Here is a 12,498-nt window from a genome sequence, read left to right as displayed (position 1 = left end):
GGCACACTGCCACAAGATGTCAGTGATAGCTCATACGTTCGACGCATGGCGTTCTACGAGAAGAACCTGACGGTGCGCGAACCCCTGGTGGTCGCGGGCAGACACGTGAAGCGGTACGAGGTGGTCACCCCCGGACTGGAGATCACCGACGACATCCGCGCCGCCGCGTACGACTTCCTGCCGACGATCTACCCGGACTTCGCCGACCCCACCCCGCCCGCCACGGTCACCGTGCTGCACCGCAGCGCCGCGGGCATGTACCTCAACGCCTACAACTGGGTCTGGGACAACGTCCTGCACTGCCGCACCGCCGTCTCCGGCGACCAGCCGTTCCTCGGCTCCACCGACCCCGACCTCACCCGCTTCAGCGTCATCCCCAAGGACCTCATCGGCTGCGTCTGGGAGCTGCCGCCGCTCGAACACGAACGCAGGGCCTGGGTGCGGCACGTGCTCGACACCGACGAGCCGGACCTCACCGCCTACCTCGCCGACAGCCTGGCGCGGGGACCGGTCGGCCGATGAGCGACTGGACGGGGGCGCCGTCCCGGTAAACGGCTGGACGGGGTGGTTAGGTTCGCAGACATGACCACCCCCGAGAACGTCGTGCGCGCACTGGCCGAACCGTCGAGGCTGCGGGCGTTCGCCGCCGTCGTCCTCGGCGCGGGAACGCTGGCCGACGTCGCCGCCGCGTCCGGGCTCAAGGTCAAGGACGCGGGCGTCGCACTGCTCAAGCTGCGCGAGGCCGGGCTGGTCGAGGGAGAACCGGCCCGCCCGGCCGACCTCAAGCCGCTCGCCGCCACGCTCACCGAGGCGATGCCCGCCGACGGGCTCGCGCCGTTCGTGCGCGGCGACAAGCTGATCTCGCTCCCGGTGGCGGCCGAACGCCGCCGCAAGATCCTCGAACACGTCGCCGCACGCGCCTTCACCGCCCGCGAGTACTACGACGAGAAGCAGGTCAACGAACGGCTGCGGGCGTGGTGCGACGGGGGAGAGGTCGACCACGTCACCCTCCGCCGCTACCTCGTCGACCACGGCCTGCTCGAACGCGGCGGCGGCATGTACCAGGCCCAGCCCCTGCCGATCTGATGCCGCGGTCTAGCCCCGGCCGATGTAGGGCATGGCCGTGGCCATCACGGTCATGAACTGCACGTTGGCCTCCAGCGGCAACCGCGCCTGGTAGAGCACCGCGTCGGCCACGTGCCGCACGTCGAACGTCGGCTCCGGCCGGGTCTCGAGGTCGGCCTGCAGCACGCCCCGGCCCATCCGCTCGGTCATCGGGGTGGCCGCGTTGCCGATGTCGATCTGCCCGCAGGCGATGTTGTGCGCGCGGCCCTCCAGCGACAACGACTTGGTCAGCCCGGTCATCGCGTGCTTGGTCGCGTTGTAGGCCACCGCGTGCGGGCGCGGCACCGACGCCGAGATCGAGCCGTTGTTGATGATCCGCCCGCCGCCGTGGGTCTTCATCACCCGGAACGCCTCCCGTGCGCACAGGAACGCGCCCGTCAGGTTCACCCCGACGACCTCCTCCCACGCGCTGAGGCCGAAGTCCTCGACCGGCGTGGCCGGCACGGTGGTGCCGGCGTTGTTGAACAGCACGTCCACCCGGCCCCAGGAGTCCACCACCGCCTGGAAGAGAGCGCTCACCGAGTCCTCACGCGACACGTCGGCCGGTACCACCAGCGCGGTGTCCGGGAAGCCCTCGGCGGTCTCGCGCAACGCGTCCGCGCGCCGACCGGCCAGCGCCACCCGGAACCCCGCGGCCAGCAGGGTGCGCGCCGCCGCACGCCCCACACCCGAACCCGCTCCCGTCACGACCGCTACCGCCATGCCCGCTTCTCCCCTCGATCCAGCGATTGCCCGCGGTGTCGAGTGTGGAGTAATCACCACTGGTGGAACATGAAGAGGACACCTGCCTGCTGTGCGCGGGGTCGGGGACCATGTCGTGGCAACAGCCGGTGTTCGGTGACGAAGGCCTTGTCGTGCAGGAGATGTCACACCCGTGCCCGCGCGGCTGCTCGGGCTGGTGGCGGGTCCCGGCGGCCGAGCGCAGCGGCATCGTCGCAGGGAACGTCGCACGTGCCAACGAGATCCCGGCGGGACCGTCCACCCCGGCCTGATCACCGGGTCGTCACCGAGCGTGAACGATGGGGTTCACCCATTATTGCCAAGGGGTCCCTTTTTCGGCGGCTGCGGCCACTCGGAGTAGAAGCGGACACTGTCGTCCTGTGAAGGAGTGCAGCCGTTGCCATGGATCTGGGCTCAACGAGGACCGGACCGCCTGCCGCGCGTGCGGCGGGCTCGGCCAGGTCCCCGACCGGTAGTGAGCTCAGTCCTTCCTGGTCATCAGAGTAGGGCCGAGGATGCGGCGGGCGAGCCGCCGCGACAGCGACCTGCGTCGGCGCACGGGCGCCGGCGCGGGTGCCGCCTTCGGTTCCTCTGACGTGATCTTCGCGAACACCTCGGTCGCCGGCTCTGCACTGCCGGACTGTTGATCGATCGGCACGCGAGGATCTTGCCATCGCGCCCTCCTGCGCCCCGCACGAGGGCAGGCCTGCCGTGACCCCGGTCACGGCCACCACATCGGACGCCGGGGGCACCGGAGACGGTCAGGCCGAAGTCCCGGGCACACCGGTCAGACCGGTGCTGCCGCGCGGGCTGCGCCGGCCGGTGAGGTACTGCTCCAGCGCCTGCCGGCGGGCGCGGATGCGCCGCTCCTGGTCCAGCAGGTCGTCGCGGACCTGCTGGACCATGGTGAGCAGCTCGGAGCACGCGGTGCTCTCGTGGCCGCCGCCCACGCAGGGCACGACGTCGCGCAGCACCCTGGAGGACAGCCCGGCGGCGAGCAGGTCCTGGACGAACTCCACCACGCCGACCGCCTCGGGCCCGTAGTCGCGGTACCCGTTGGGCAGGCGCTCGCTGCGGATGAGTCCCTGCTCCTCGTAGTAGCGCAGAGCCCGCGTGCTCGCGCCGGTCGCCCGGCTGAGCTCTCCGATGCGCATCACGTCCCGCCTTCCCGGCCGTCGGCTTGACCTTCACGTTGACGTCAATGTTTAGGTTAGCCGCCATGACAACGGCATCCGAGATGAAGGGCCGCCACGCCCTGGTCACCGGCGGGTCGAGCGGCATCGGCGAGGCCATCGCGGACGCGCTCGCGGGCCACGGGGCGAACCTGGTGCTGGTGGCCCGCGATCCCGACCGGCTGGAGAAGACCGCCGCCGGACTGCGCGAGCGGCACAGTGTCGTCGTGCGGTGCGTGCCGCTCGACCTCGACGAGCCCGGCGCTCCCCACCGCCTGCTGGAGGTCGTGCGGGAGGCGGGTGTCGAGGTGGAGATGCTGGTCAACAACGCCGGCACCAGCTCACGTGCGCTGGTGGCCGACAGCGACCCCGCCGCCCTGCGCCGGCTGGTGGACCTCAACGCCGGTGCCCTGACCGAGCTGACCGCGCTCGTGGTCGCCGGGATGGTCCGGCGGGGCCGCGGATCGGTCGTCAACATCGCGAGCACCGGGGCCTACACCCCGGCGCCCGTGCTCGCCGCCTACGCGGCGTCGAAGGCCTACGTCCTGTCCTTCACGCAGGCGTTGTGGGCCGAGACGCGCTCCAGCGGCGTCCGCGTGGTCGCGGTGAGCCCGGGACCGACGCGGACGGCGATGAACGCCCGGCCCGGCCGCGGGAAGCGCGATCCCGCCCAGGTCGCCCGCACCGCGCTGGCCGCACTGGAGCGCCGCGGACCGGCCGTGGTCGACGGGCACCTCAACAAGCTCACCGCCTTCCTGCTCCGCAGGACACCTCTGCGCCTGGTCGCCGCACTCGCCCTGCGCGCGACCCAGCCGTAATCCGGTGGACAGCCCGGACAGGATGCCGGTGTGGAACGCCTGCGGACCGAACGGCTGACGCTGCGCCCGCTCACCGAGTCCGACGTGGACGACCTGCGGCGGCTGCACGCCGACCCCGATGTGATGCGGTTCCTCGACCCCGCGCCCGTCGGGCACTACCTGGCCGGCGGTTTCCACGCGGCGGTGGAGCGGCGCACCGGGCGGTGGCTGGGCTGGTTCGAGCTCGGGGACACCGGCGCCGGTGTGTTCGAGCTGGGCTACCGGCTGCGCCGCGACTGCTGGGGCCGCGGGTACGCCACCGAGGGGGCCGGGGCGCTGGTCGAGCACGCGTTCCGCGCACGCGGGGCGCAGCGGGTCGTCGCGACCACGATGGCGGTCAACGCCGGGTCGCGGCGGGTCATGCGGAAATGCGGGCTGCGGTACGTGCGCACGGTGTTCCCGCAGTGGGACGAGCCGCTGCCCGGCGCCGAGCACGGTGACGTCGAGTACGAGCTGACCCGCCAGGAATGGGAGTCGGCGTGATCGAGTTGGGGTGGGCGAGGGGTTCACAGCCGAAGGGGGTCACGCATGTGGGAGACGGACGACGTCGATCTGGACGCGTACTTGGAGCGCACGGGAGCGTCCGCGTCGAGCTCGCTCGCGGAGCTGCATGAGGCGCACGTGCGCGCCATTCCGTTCGAGAACATCGACGTGATGCTGGGTCTCGTGCCGTCGCTGGACATGGCCGACATCCAGGACAAGCTCGTCCACCGCCGCCGCGGCGGGTACTGCTTCGAGCACCAGCTGCTGTTCACGGCGGTGCTGGAACGCCTCGGGCACACGGTGCAGCGGCGGATGAGCCGGGTGAGGACCGGCCCGCGCACGCACATGATGTCCATCGTGGACGGTCAGCTCGCCGACGTCGGGTTCGGCGCGGGGATGCTGCACCCGATGCCGTTGCGCGACGGCGCGGTCGTGGACCAGGCGGGGTGGCCGCACCGGCTGCGGCGTGCGCAACGCCGCTGGGTGCTGGAGAAGCAGACCGCGGACGGCTGGGAGCTGCAGCACGCGTTCGAGGACGACGTCGAGCAGCTGCCGGTCGACTACCTGGCGGCCAACTACTACGTGGCCACGCACCCGAGGTCGCCGTTCAGCGGCCAGCTCGTCGTGATGCGCCTGGAACCCGGTCTGAGCCGGCGGCTGGTCGGCCGCACGCTCACCGTCGACCGCGCGGGCGCCGAACCGGAGCGGGTCGAGGTCGAGGACCTCGGTGCGGCACTGGAGTCGCTGGACATCGCGCTCACCGAGAGGGAGCTGAGTCACATCGGCTCAACTTCAGGAACACCCGTGCCCGCACATTCGTACTAATAGATGTAGGGGATCGCACATCGGAGGTGTTGCACATGACCACCGCGACTCCGTTCACCGCTGGAGCCACGACCGGCGTCAACGCACTGCCCACCCCGCCCAGCGGCTGGCCGATCGGGTCCTACGCCACCTACGAAGAGGCGCAGCGAGCCGTCGACCACCTGGCGGACAACGACTTCCCGGTCGCCGACGTCACCATCGTCGGTGTCGAGCCGATGATCGTCGAACGCGTCACCGCGCGCCTGACCTGGGGTCGCGTGCTCGGCGCCGGCGCCGCGTCCGGTGCCTGGTTCGGTCTGTTCGTCGGTCTGCTGCTCGGGTTGTTCTCGACCGGCGGCGCCATCGCCCCGATCGTCACCGGTCTGCTCGTCGGTACGGCCTTCGGCCTGGCCTCGTCGGCCATGCGCTACGCGGCCACACGCGGCAAGCGCGACTTCGCCTCGACCACGCAGCTGGTCGCGGGCCGCTACGACGTGCTGAGCCACCCGCGCAGCGCCGAACGCGGCAAGGACATGCTGACGAAGCTGGCGTGGCGCGGATGAGCGCCCCGCTGACCGCCGGGGAACTGCGCGCGGCGGTGGAAGAGATCAGCCTCAGGAGCGCCGAGCTGAGCTCGGCAGCGGCCCAGCTGGCCGCACGCGCCGACCGCGACCTCGGCCGCGACGTCGCCGAGGTCGTGAAGGACCTGCGCGCCGCGGCCCGCCAGCTCGGCGTGGCGCAGCTCCTGCTCGAACCGGCGGGCGCCGACCTCGCCGCCTAGAAGACCAGCTCCCACCACGCGGAAGGGGCGGCAGACCTCCGGGTCTGCCGCCCCTTCCCCTGTGTCCGGGCTCCTTCCCGCGTCGGCTGGACGAGAACGCGACTGCCTCGTCCGGCCGGGGGAGATCGCTGCCGCGACCTCGCGGACCCGGTGCGCCACACCCCTCGCAGTGCCGCGGGCTCCGCGAACCCGACGGCGGCCGCGGGGCGGTGGTGACGCGGTCTCGGTGTCGTACCGAAGTTGGCGTCGATGATCGCCTCGAACTCCGCGCTCACCCACGCCGGGTCGGCGTACACCAGGTCCGCGAACGCCCTCTCACCGGTCGTCAGCACCTTGTACCACTCCTCGATGAAGAGCTAGCAGGTACATATTTTTTGTAGCGCGCACTGTAGGTTTAGTCAACCACCCGATAGAGGAGTCCGGCGTGCCGCTCAGCGACCTCGACGACGAGGACTACCCGGCCTACAGCATGGGCAGGGCGGCCGAGCTGCTCGGCGTGCAGCAGGCGTTCCTGCGCAGCCTCGACGCGGCCGACGTCCTCGTGCCGCAGCGCTCCGACGGCGGTCACCGCCGCTACTCCCGCCGTCAGCTCGGCCTCGCCCAGCGCTTCCGGGCCCTGTTCGACGACGGTCACCCGCTGGCCTCCGCGATCGTGATCGTCCGGCTGCAGGACGACCTGACCGCCGCGAAAGCCCAGGTGGCGGACCTCCGGGCGCGGCTCGGCACGAACTGACCCCAGTTTCCGTATGACGTACGGTATTGTTTCCGTATGGCCTACGGAAATGAGGGGAACGCATGGCCGTCGAACGCAGCGGCGCAGGAGACGCCGCCAAGACCATCGCACTGCTCTGGCGCCGGCCGCCGGAGCCCAAACCGGTCGGCAGGAAGCCCAAGGTGAGCGTCGACCAGGTCGTCGCGGCCGCCATCGCCGTGGCCGACCGCGAAGGACTCGCGGCGATGTCGATGGCGCGCGTCGCACAGGAGCTCACCGTCGGCACGATGTCGCTCTACGGGCACGTGCCCGGCAAGGCCGAGCTCATCGACCTGATGGCCGACACGGTGCTGCAGGAACGCGACCTGAGCGCCGAGGGCACGTGGCGGGAACGCATCCAGCACTACGCCGACCGCACCCGCGCCGTCTACCAGGCGCACCCGTGGATGCGGGACGTGTCGATGGTGCGGCCACCGCTCGGACCGGGCCTGATGGACGGGCAGGAGTTCGTGCTGGCCGCGCTGGCCGACTCCGGGCTCGAACCGCGGCAGGTCATCGTCGCGCACACCGCCGTCGAGGGGTTCGTGCACGGCGCCGCGGCCGCCGAGGTCGACGACCAGCAGCTCGAACAGGTCACCGGCGAGTCCGGCGACTCCTGGTGGCACGCGCGGCAGCTGTTCTGGGACGACTACTTCGACGTGGAGCGCTACCCGACGATGACGACCCTGTGGAACGCCGGCGCCTACGACACCGGCGGCACGCTCGCCGAGCAGGTGCGCGGCTCGTTCGACTACGGCCTGACCAAGCTGCTCGACGGCATCGAGGGAGGCCTGCGATGACGGTCCTGGTGACCGGGGCGACCGGCAACGTCGGCCGGCTGGTGGTGCGGGGACTCGCGGACCGCACTCGCGTGCGGGCGATGACCCGCGACCCCGCGAAGGCGAGCTTCCCGGACGGCGTCGAGGTGGTGCGCGGCGACCTCGACGACCCCGGCGGCATCCCGTTCGACGGCGTCGACAAGCTCTACCTGTTCGCGCACCCGCCCACCGCGCAGCGCGTCGTCGACCTGGCCGTGCGGGCCGGTGTGCGCAGGATCGTCACGTTGTCCTCGGGCGCGGTGACCCACGGCTACGACCGGACCCACCACCTGCCGGTCGAGCAGGCGGTCGAGGCCTCCGGGGTGGCGTGGACGCACGTGCGGCCCGGCGAGTTCGCGGTCAACAAGGTCGACCTGTGGGCACCGTCGATCCGCGCCGACGGCACGATCGTGCACCCGAACCCCGACGAGTTCGGCCAGCCGATCCACGAGGCCGACGTCGCCGACGTGGCGGTCGCCGCGCTGCTGGAGGACGGCCACGACGGCAAGGCCTACACGCTCAGCGGCCCCGCGCCGCTCACGCAACGCGAGATGGCGCGGGCGATCGGCGAGGTGCTCGGGCGGGAGCTGCGCTTCGCCGACGTCACGGTCGAGCAGGCACTGGCCTACTACGTGAGCGTGGGCTGGCCGGAGGAGATCGCCCGCTACGTCCTGGGCCTCGGCGGCTACGAGGGCGGCGACGCGGACGACTTCTCCGACTACGAGTTCGCGGTGGAGCCGGACTTCGAGACCGTCACCGGCAGGCCCTACCGCACGTTCGCGGCATGGGCGCGCGACCACGCCGTCGATTTCGGCGGCTCCTCGATCGACGTTCCCGCGGGGGACGCGCGACGAGGAGGACCCGGTGCGGTTTCTGGTGATCGTCAGGACGGCGGCTGAGCTGCCGTTCGCCACGAGGTACTGCGATGCGCTGGCGCGGGCGGGGGTGCTGCTCGACGCGGCCGACCTGCGCGCCGGCGCCGTCGACGGGAACGGCCGCGTCACAACGGGTGCGCCGGTGCGCGGGTACTGGCTGATCGACGTGCGCGACCACGCCGAAGCGGTCGAACGCGTGCGGCGCATCCCGGTGGCCGGGTGCGTCGTGGAAATCCGGCCGGTGGCTGTGGTCTGATGCCCCCATGGGGGCTACGACCTCGGTGCACCGGACGATCGACGCGGTCTGGCGGATGGAGTCGGCGAAGGTCATCGCCGCGCTCGCCAGGTACGTGCGCGACGTCGGCCTGGCCGAAGAGATGGCACAGGACGCGCTGGTCGCGGCGTTGGAGCAGTGGCCGGTCGAGGGAGTGCCGAACAACCCCGGCGCGTGGCTGACGACCACGGCCAAGCGCCGGGCCGTCGACCAGATCCGCCGCCGCGAGAACTTCAACCGCAAGGTCGAGGAGATCGGCCGCGGCGTCCGGGAGTCCTCACCGGACGCCAGTGAGGGCGTCGAGGACGAGATCGGCGACGACCTGCTCAGCCTCATGTTCACCGCCTGCCACCCCGTGCTGGGCACCGAGGCGCGGGTCGCGCTGACGCTCAAGATGCTCGGCGGCCTCAAGACCGAGGAGATCGCGCGGGCGTTCCTGGTCAGCGACACCGCGGTGGCGCAGCGGATCGTGCGCGCGAAGAAGGCGCTGGCCGAGGCCGGGGTGCCGTTCGAGGTGCCGGAGGGACCGGAGCTCGCCGCCCGCCTGGCCAGCGTCCTCGAGGTCATCTACCTGATCTTCAACGAGGGCTACTCCGCCACGCGGGGCGACCACTGGATGCGGCCGGAGCTGTGCGCGGAGGCGCTGCGGCTGGGCCGGGTGCTCGCCGAGCTCGCGCCGAAGGAGGCCGAGGTCCACGGGCTGGTGGCGCTGATGGAGATCCAGGCCTCCCGTTCCCAGGCCCGCACCGCCCCCGACGGCACGCCGGTCCTGCTGCTGGAGCAGGACCGCGCCCGGTGGGACTGGCTGCTCGTCGGCCGCGGCCTCGCGGCGCTGGAACGGGCCGAGGCGCTCAACCAGCCGCCCGGCCCCTACTACGTGCAGGCGGCGCTCGCGGCCTGCCACGCCCGCGCCCGCAGGCCCGAGGACACCGACTGGCGGCGCATCGCCGCGCTCTACGAGGTGCTCGCACGGCTCTCGCCCTCGCCGGTGGTCGAGCTCAACCGGGCGGTGGCGCTGTCCATGGCCTACGGACCGGCCGCCGGGCTCGCGCTCGTCGACGAGATCGCGGGCGCGAAGGCGTTGCAGGGCTACCACCTGCTGCCCAGCGTGCGCGGCGACTTCCTGCTCAAGCTCGGCCGCACCGACGAGGCACGGGCGGAGTTCGAGAAGGCGGCGGGCCTGACCCGCAACGAACGCGAGCGCACCCTGCTGCTCGACCGCGCCGCCGCCTGCCTCACGTGAGCGCGAGCGTCACCCCCAGCGCGGTGAACGACACCGCGAAGAACCGGGCGCGGGTGCTCGCCGGCGGGGTGAAGGTGCAGCCGCTGTCGTGGCACTGCCAGACCGAGCACGCGCCGGGGCTGGTGCTGGGGTACGCGGCGACGACACCGGGCGACATCACGACGGCGGTGGCCGCGATCGGACGCGCACTGGCGAGGTGAGCCGTGGTGTGGCCGATCAGGCGCTGTCCGCCCGCTTGATCAGCGGCAGGTCGCGCGACAGCAGCCGGAACCCGACGCCGTAGTACAGCTCCCGTGCCGACGGGTGCTCGTCCGCGCCCAGGCACGCGACCGTCACGTGCACCGCCCCTGCCGCCCGCGCGAGCCGCATGCCGTGCAGCAACACCGCGCTGGCCAGGCCGCGCCTGCGGTGCTCCGGGTGGGTGCCGACCGGTTCGAACTCGGCGGTCCGGTTGACCTCGTCGAGCCACATGATCGCCGAGCACGCCATCGTCCCGTCCGGCGCCTCGACCAGGACGTGCAGGTCACCGCGGTAAGCGGCCGTCTGCCGGACACCCTCGTAGGACCGCGGCGAGTACGTCGAGCCGGCCCAGGCGTCGACGTGCGCCCGCACCACCGCCTCCGGTCCGGCCTCGTCGGCGGTGCGGAACCGGAAACCGGCCGGCAGCACGGGTTGCGCGATGTCGGTGAGGTCGCGTTCGTTGAGCTGGGTCCAGCCGCCGAGCGAGTCCCGGTCGACCTCGTAGCCGTGCGCCGTCCACCGCGCGAGGGCGGCCTCGTCGTCGGCGTTGGGCAGCACCGTGCGGTCGACACCCGGTGCGACGCCGTCGAACCAGTCGACCACCTCGTCCAGCAGCGCCGGGTGGCCGGGGTGCACCTGGTGGGCGAGGTAGGCGCCGGTGACGTCCCTGACCGAACCGTCACGGCGGACCACCCGGCGCGGCAGCTGCGCCCACCCCCAGGCCACCAGGTCGTCGCCCGCGAACCAGAGCCGGCGCACCCAGGCGTGGCCCTCGGTGGCGTGGTCCTTGCCCCAGTTCCACGCGAGCTCACCGTAGGAGGCGTCGCTGTTGACCAGCTCCGGGCGGACCGCGGTGACCCGCTGGGCCAGGCCCTGCATCAGGCGCACGTCCTCGGCGGTGAGGGGTTCGGTCGTCACAGCGGGCACTGTGGCAGGGGCCGGCGGCGGCGTCGAACCGTTTTCAGGTCAGCGCCCTGGCGTAGGCGGTGGGGGAGACGCCGACGGTCTGGGTGAAGTCGCGGACCAGGTGCGCCTGGTCGCTGTAGCCGAGGTCGGCGGCGAGCCCGGCCCACTCGACGTCGGTCTCCGCCCGTTCCAGAGCCTCGTGGATGCGGTAGCGCAGGATCACCCACTTCGGGCTGACCCCCACGTAGTCGGCGAACAGCCGCTGCAACGTCCGCACCGCCACGCCCTCGGCACGGGCGAAGTCAGCGACCCGGCGGATCTCCCGGTCCTCGCGGATGCGCTGCACCAGCTCCACCGCGAGCGCCGCCTGCGGGTCGGCGACCGGTCCGAGGCCCAGCAGGAACGCGTCCAGCGCCGCCACCCGATCATCCTCGCCCTCCACGGCCAGCACGAGCGCCGCGGGCACGTCGGTCAGCCGCACGTGCCGCCCGGTCCACCGCGACACCGGCTCCGCGCGGAACGGCCGGAACCCGCCCGGCCGGAACTGGACCCCGGCGACCCGCACCCGCCCGCGCAGCTCCCGGCTGAACAACCCCAGCCCGACCCCGGCGATCTCCGGGTGCTCGTGGCCGTGCTCGAACACGACGTTCACCGACGGGTGCGGCACGACGTGCGAGGTGTAGGGCGTGTCCAGCTCGCCGTCGATGAGCCAGTAGTGCTCCAGGTACGGCCGCAGCTCGGGCGCGGGCAGGCGGCGGCGGAACCGGACACGGGCGAAAAGCTCCCGTGCGTCGACGATCCCCCGTGTGTCCCGGCGCGGCCCCTGCACGCCGGGAATCCTATGTGGCGCGTTTCTTCAAGAACGTCCCCACGCCGCGTCCTACCGTCCTCACCATGAAGCTCAGCGTTCTGCTCGACCGGGCCCGCGACGACGCGTTGCCCGTCATCGCGACCATCAGCGACGACGACCTGACCAAGCCGACCCCGTGCGCCGACTACGACGTGCGCGCGTTGCTCGACCACCTGCTGCACGTCGTCGTCGAGTTCCAGAAGCTCGCCGTCAAGCAGGACGCCGACTTCAGCACCACACCGCACTACCCGGACTGGCGCGCGCAGTACCCGGCCGAGACCGCCCGGCTCGTCGAGGCCTGGGGACAGCCCGGCGCGGACGAGGGCATCGCCGGCAACATGAACCTGCCCGCCTCCGTGGTCGGCGGGCTCGCGCTGCTCGACCTCACCATCCACGCCTCCGACCTCGCACAGGCCACCGGTCAGCGGTTCGAACCCGACCCCGAGGTGCTCACCGCCGTCGAGGGCCTCGTCGAGCAGATGGGCCCCACCGCCCTGGAGTGGAACGTCTTCCAGGCCCCCACCGAACCACCCGCCGACGCCACCGCGTTCGAACGGCTGCTGGCCAAGACCGGACGCGACGCGCGCTGGAGTGCTTGA

At 72.1% G+C, this 12,498-nt stretch carries 20 protein-coding genes; 15 read left to right on the top strand and 5 right to left on the bottom strand.

Annotated features, from left to right (window positions below; all coding sequences use genetic code 11):
- Positions 1-45: 45 nt before the first annotated feature.
- A complete protein-coding gene (locus tag AB0A63_RS22810; protein WP_360394676.1) occupies positions 46-522 on the top strand; it encodes a hypothetical protein in 477 nt (158 codons plus the stop codon).
- Between the two features lie 60 nt (positions 523-582).
- The gene (locus tag AB0A63_RS22805) at positions 583-1,086 is read left to right on the top strand and encodes a DUF2087 domain-containing protein (protein ID WP_360394673.1); all 504 of its coding nucleotides are present in this window, start codon (positions 583-585) and stop codon (positions 1,084-1,086) included.
- A 9-nt stretch (positions 1,087-1,095) separates the two neighbouring features.
- Here the strand turns inward: AB0A63_RS22805 and AB0A63_RS22800 are convergent, their stop codons facing one another.
- Positions 1,096-1,827, bottom strand: a complete 732-nt coding sequence (locus AB0A63_RS22800; protein ID WP_360394670.1) for an SDR family oxidoreductase — start codon at positions 1,825-1,827, stop codon at positions 1,096-1,098.
- Between the two features lie 62 nt (positions 1,828-1,889).
- Between AB0A63_RS22800 and AB0A63_RS22795 the strand changes: the two genes are divergently transcribed.
- Positions 1,890-2,117, top strand: a complete 228-nt coding sequence (locus tag AB0A63_RS22795; RefSeq protein ID WP_360394667.1) for a hypothetical protein — start codon at positions 1,890-1,892, stop codon at positions 2,115-2,117.
- Between the two features lie 209 nt (positions 2,118-2,326).
- On the opposite strand, the gene AB0A63_RS22790 is transcribed toward AB0A63_RS22795, so the two are convergent.
- A complete protein-coding gene (locus tag AB0A63_RS22790; protein ID WP_360394664.1) occupies positions 2,327-2,503 on the bottom strand; it encodes a hypothetical protein in 177 nt (58 codons plus the stop codon).
- Positions 2,504-2,606: 103 nt separating this feature from the next.
- Positions 2,607-2,999, bottom strand: coding sequence for a MerR family transcriptional regulator (locus AB0A63_RS22785; RefSeq protein WP_360394861.1), 393 nt, complete (start codon positions 2,997-2,999; stop codon positions 2,607-2,609).
- A 65-nt stretch (positions 3,000-3,064) separates the two neighbouring features.
- Here AB0A63_RS22785 and AB0A63_RS22780 point away from each other — a divergent pair, with 65 nt between their 5' ends.
- From AB0A63_RS22780 to AB0A63_RS22730, 11 genes are all read left to right on the top strand, one after another.
- A complete protein-coding gene (locus tag AB0A63_RS22780) occupies positions 3,065-3,835 on the top strand; it encodes an SDR family oxidoreductase (protein WP_360394661.1) in 771 nt (256 codons plus the stop codon).
- 30 nt (positions 3,836-3,865) lie between these two features.
- Positions 3,866-4,357 (top strand): GNAT family N-acetyltransferase, encoded by a 492-nt coding sequence (locus tag AB0A63_RS22775; protein WP_360394658.1) that lies wholly within the window; start codon positions 3,866-3,868, stop codon positions 4,355-4,357.
- A gap of 45 nt (positions 4,358-4,402) precedes the next feature.
- On the top strand, positions 4,403-5,182 hold the full coding sequence (locus tag AB0A63_RS22770; protein ID WP_360394655.1) for an arylamine N-acetyltransferase: 780 nt from the start codon (positions 4,403-4,405) through the stop codon (positions 5,180-5,182).
- Between the two features lie 35 nt (positions 5,183-5,217).
- Positions 5,218-5,724 (top strand): general stress protein, encoded by a 507-nt coding sequence (locus AB0A63_RS22765; RefSeq protein WP_360394652.1) that lies wholly within the window; start codon positions 5,218-5,220, stop codon positions 5,722-5,724.
- Positions 5,721-5,942 (top strand): hypothetical protein, encoded by a 222-nt coding sequence (locus AB0A63_RS22760; RefSeq protein WP_360394649.1) that lies wholly within the window; start codon positions 5,721-5,723, stop codon positions 5,940-5,942. The genes AB0A63_RS22765 and AB0A63_RS22760 overlap by 4 nt, the downstream gene beginning before the upstream one ends.
- A gap of 424 nt (positions 5,943-6,366) precedes the next feature.
- A complete protein-coding gene (locus AB0A63_RS22755) occupies positions 6,367-6,675 on the top strand; it encodes a MerR family transcriptional regulator (protein WP_360394646.1) in 309 nt (102 codons plus the stop codon).
- Positions 6,676-6,737: 62 nt separating this feature from the next.
- The gene (locus AB0A63_RS22750) at positions 6,738-7,493 is read left to right on the top strand and encodes a TetR/AcrR family transcriptional regulator C-terminal domain-containing protein (protein WP_360394643.1); all 756 of its coding nucleotides are present in this window, start codon (positions 6,738-6,740) and stop codon (positions 7,491-7,493) included.
- Positions 7,490-8,410, top strand: a complete 921-nt coding sequence (locus AB0A63_RS22745; protein WP_360394640.1) for an NAD(P)H-binding protein — start codon at positions 7,490-7,492, stop codon at positions 8,408-8,410. Before AB0A63_RS22750 ends, AB0A63_RS22745 begins: the two co-directional genes overlap by 4 nt.
- Positions 8,376-8,642, top strand: a complete 267-nt coding sequence (locus tag AB0A63_RS22740) for a hypothetical protein (protein ID WP_360394637.1) — start codon at positions 8,376-8,378, stop codon at positions 8,640-8,642. Before AB0A63_RS22745 ends, AB0A63_RS22740 begins: the two co-directional genes overlap by 35 nt.
- Positions 8,643-8,649: 7 nt before the next feature.
- The gene (locus AB0A63_RS22735) at positions 8,650-9,903 is read left to right on the top strand and encodes an RNA polymerase sigma factor (RefSeq protein WP_360394634.1); all 1,254 of its coding nucleotides are present in this window, start codon (positions 8,650-8,652) and stop codon (positions 9,901-9,903) included.
- On the top strand, positions 9,900-10,103 hold the full coding sequence (locus AB0A63_RS22730) for a hypothetical protein (RefSeq protein ID WP_360394631.1): 204 nt from the start codon (positions 9,900-9,902) through the stop codon (positions 10,101-10,103). Before AB0A63_RS22735 ends, AB0A63_RS22730 begins: the two co-directional genes overlap by 4 nt.
- A 16-nt stretch (positions 10,104-10,119) precedes the next feature.
- On the opposite strand, the gene AB0A63_RS22725 is transcribed toward AB0A63_RS22730, so the two are convergent.
- Both AB0A63_RS22725 and AB0A63_RS22720 read right to left on the bottom strand, forming a co-directional pair.
- Positions 10,120-11,061, bottom strand: a complete 942-nt coding sequence (locus AB0A63_RS22725) for a GNAT family N-acetyltransferase (protein WP_360394628.1) — start codon at positions 11,059-11,061, stop codon at positions 10,120-10,122.
- 43 nt (positions 11,062-11,104) lie between these two features.
- Positions 11,105-11,878: a helix-turn-helix domain-containing protein gene (locus AB0A63_RS22720; RefSeq protein ID WP_360394625.1), complete on the bottom strand. Its 774-nt coding sequence runs from the start codon at positions 11,876-11,878 to the stop codon at positions 11,105-11,107.
- Between the two features lie 65 nt (positions 11,879-11,943).
- Here AB0A63_RS22720 and AB0A63_RS22715 point away from each other — a divergent pair, with 65 nt between their 5' ends.
- On the top strand, positions 11,944-12,498 hold the full coding sequence (locus AB0A63_RS22715) for a TIGR03086 family metal-binding protein (protein WP_360394622.1): 555 nt from the start codon (positions 11,944-11,946) through the stop codon (positions 12,496-12,498).

Origin of the sequence: Lentzea sp. NPDC042327, assembly GCF_040647275.1 — a bacterium.
Lineage (GTDB): Bacteria > Actinomycetota > Actinomycetes > Mycobacteriales > Pseudonocardiaceae > Lentzea.
This window is presented reverse-complemented; position numbering and strand designations above follow the sequence as displayed.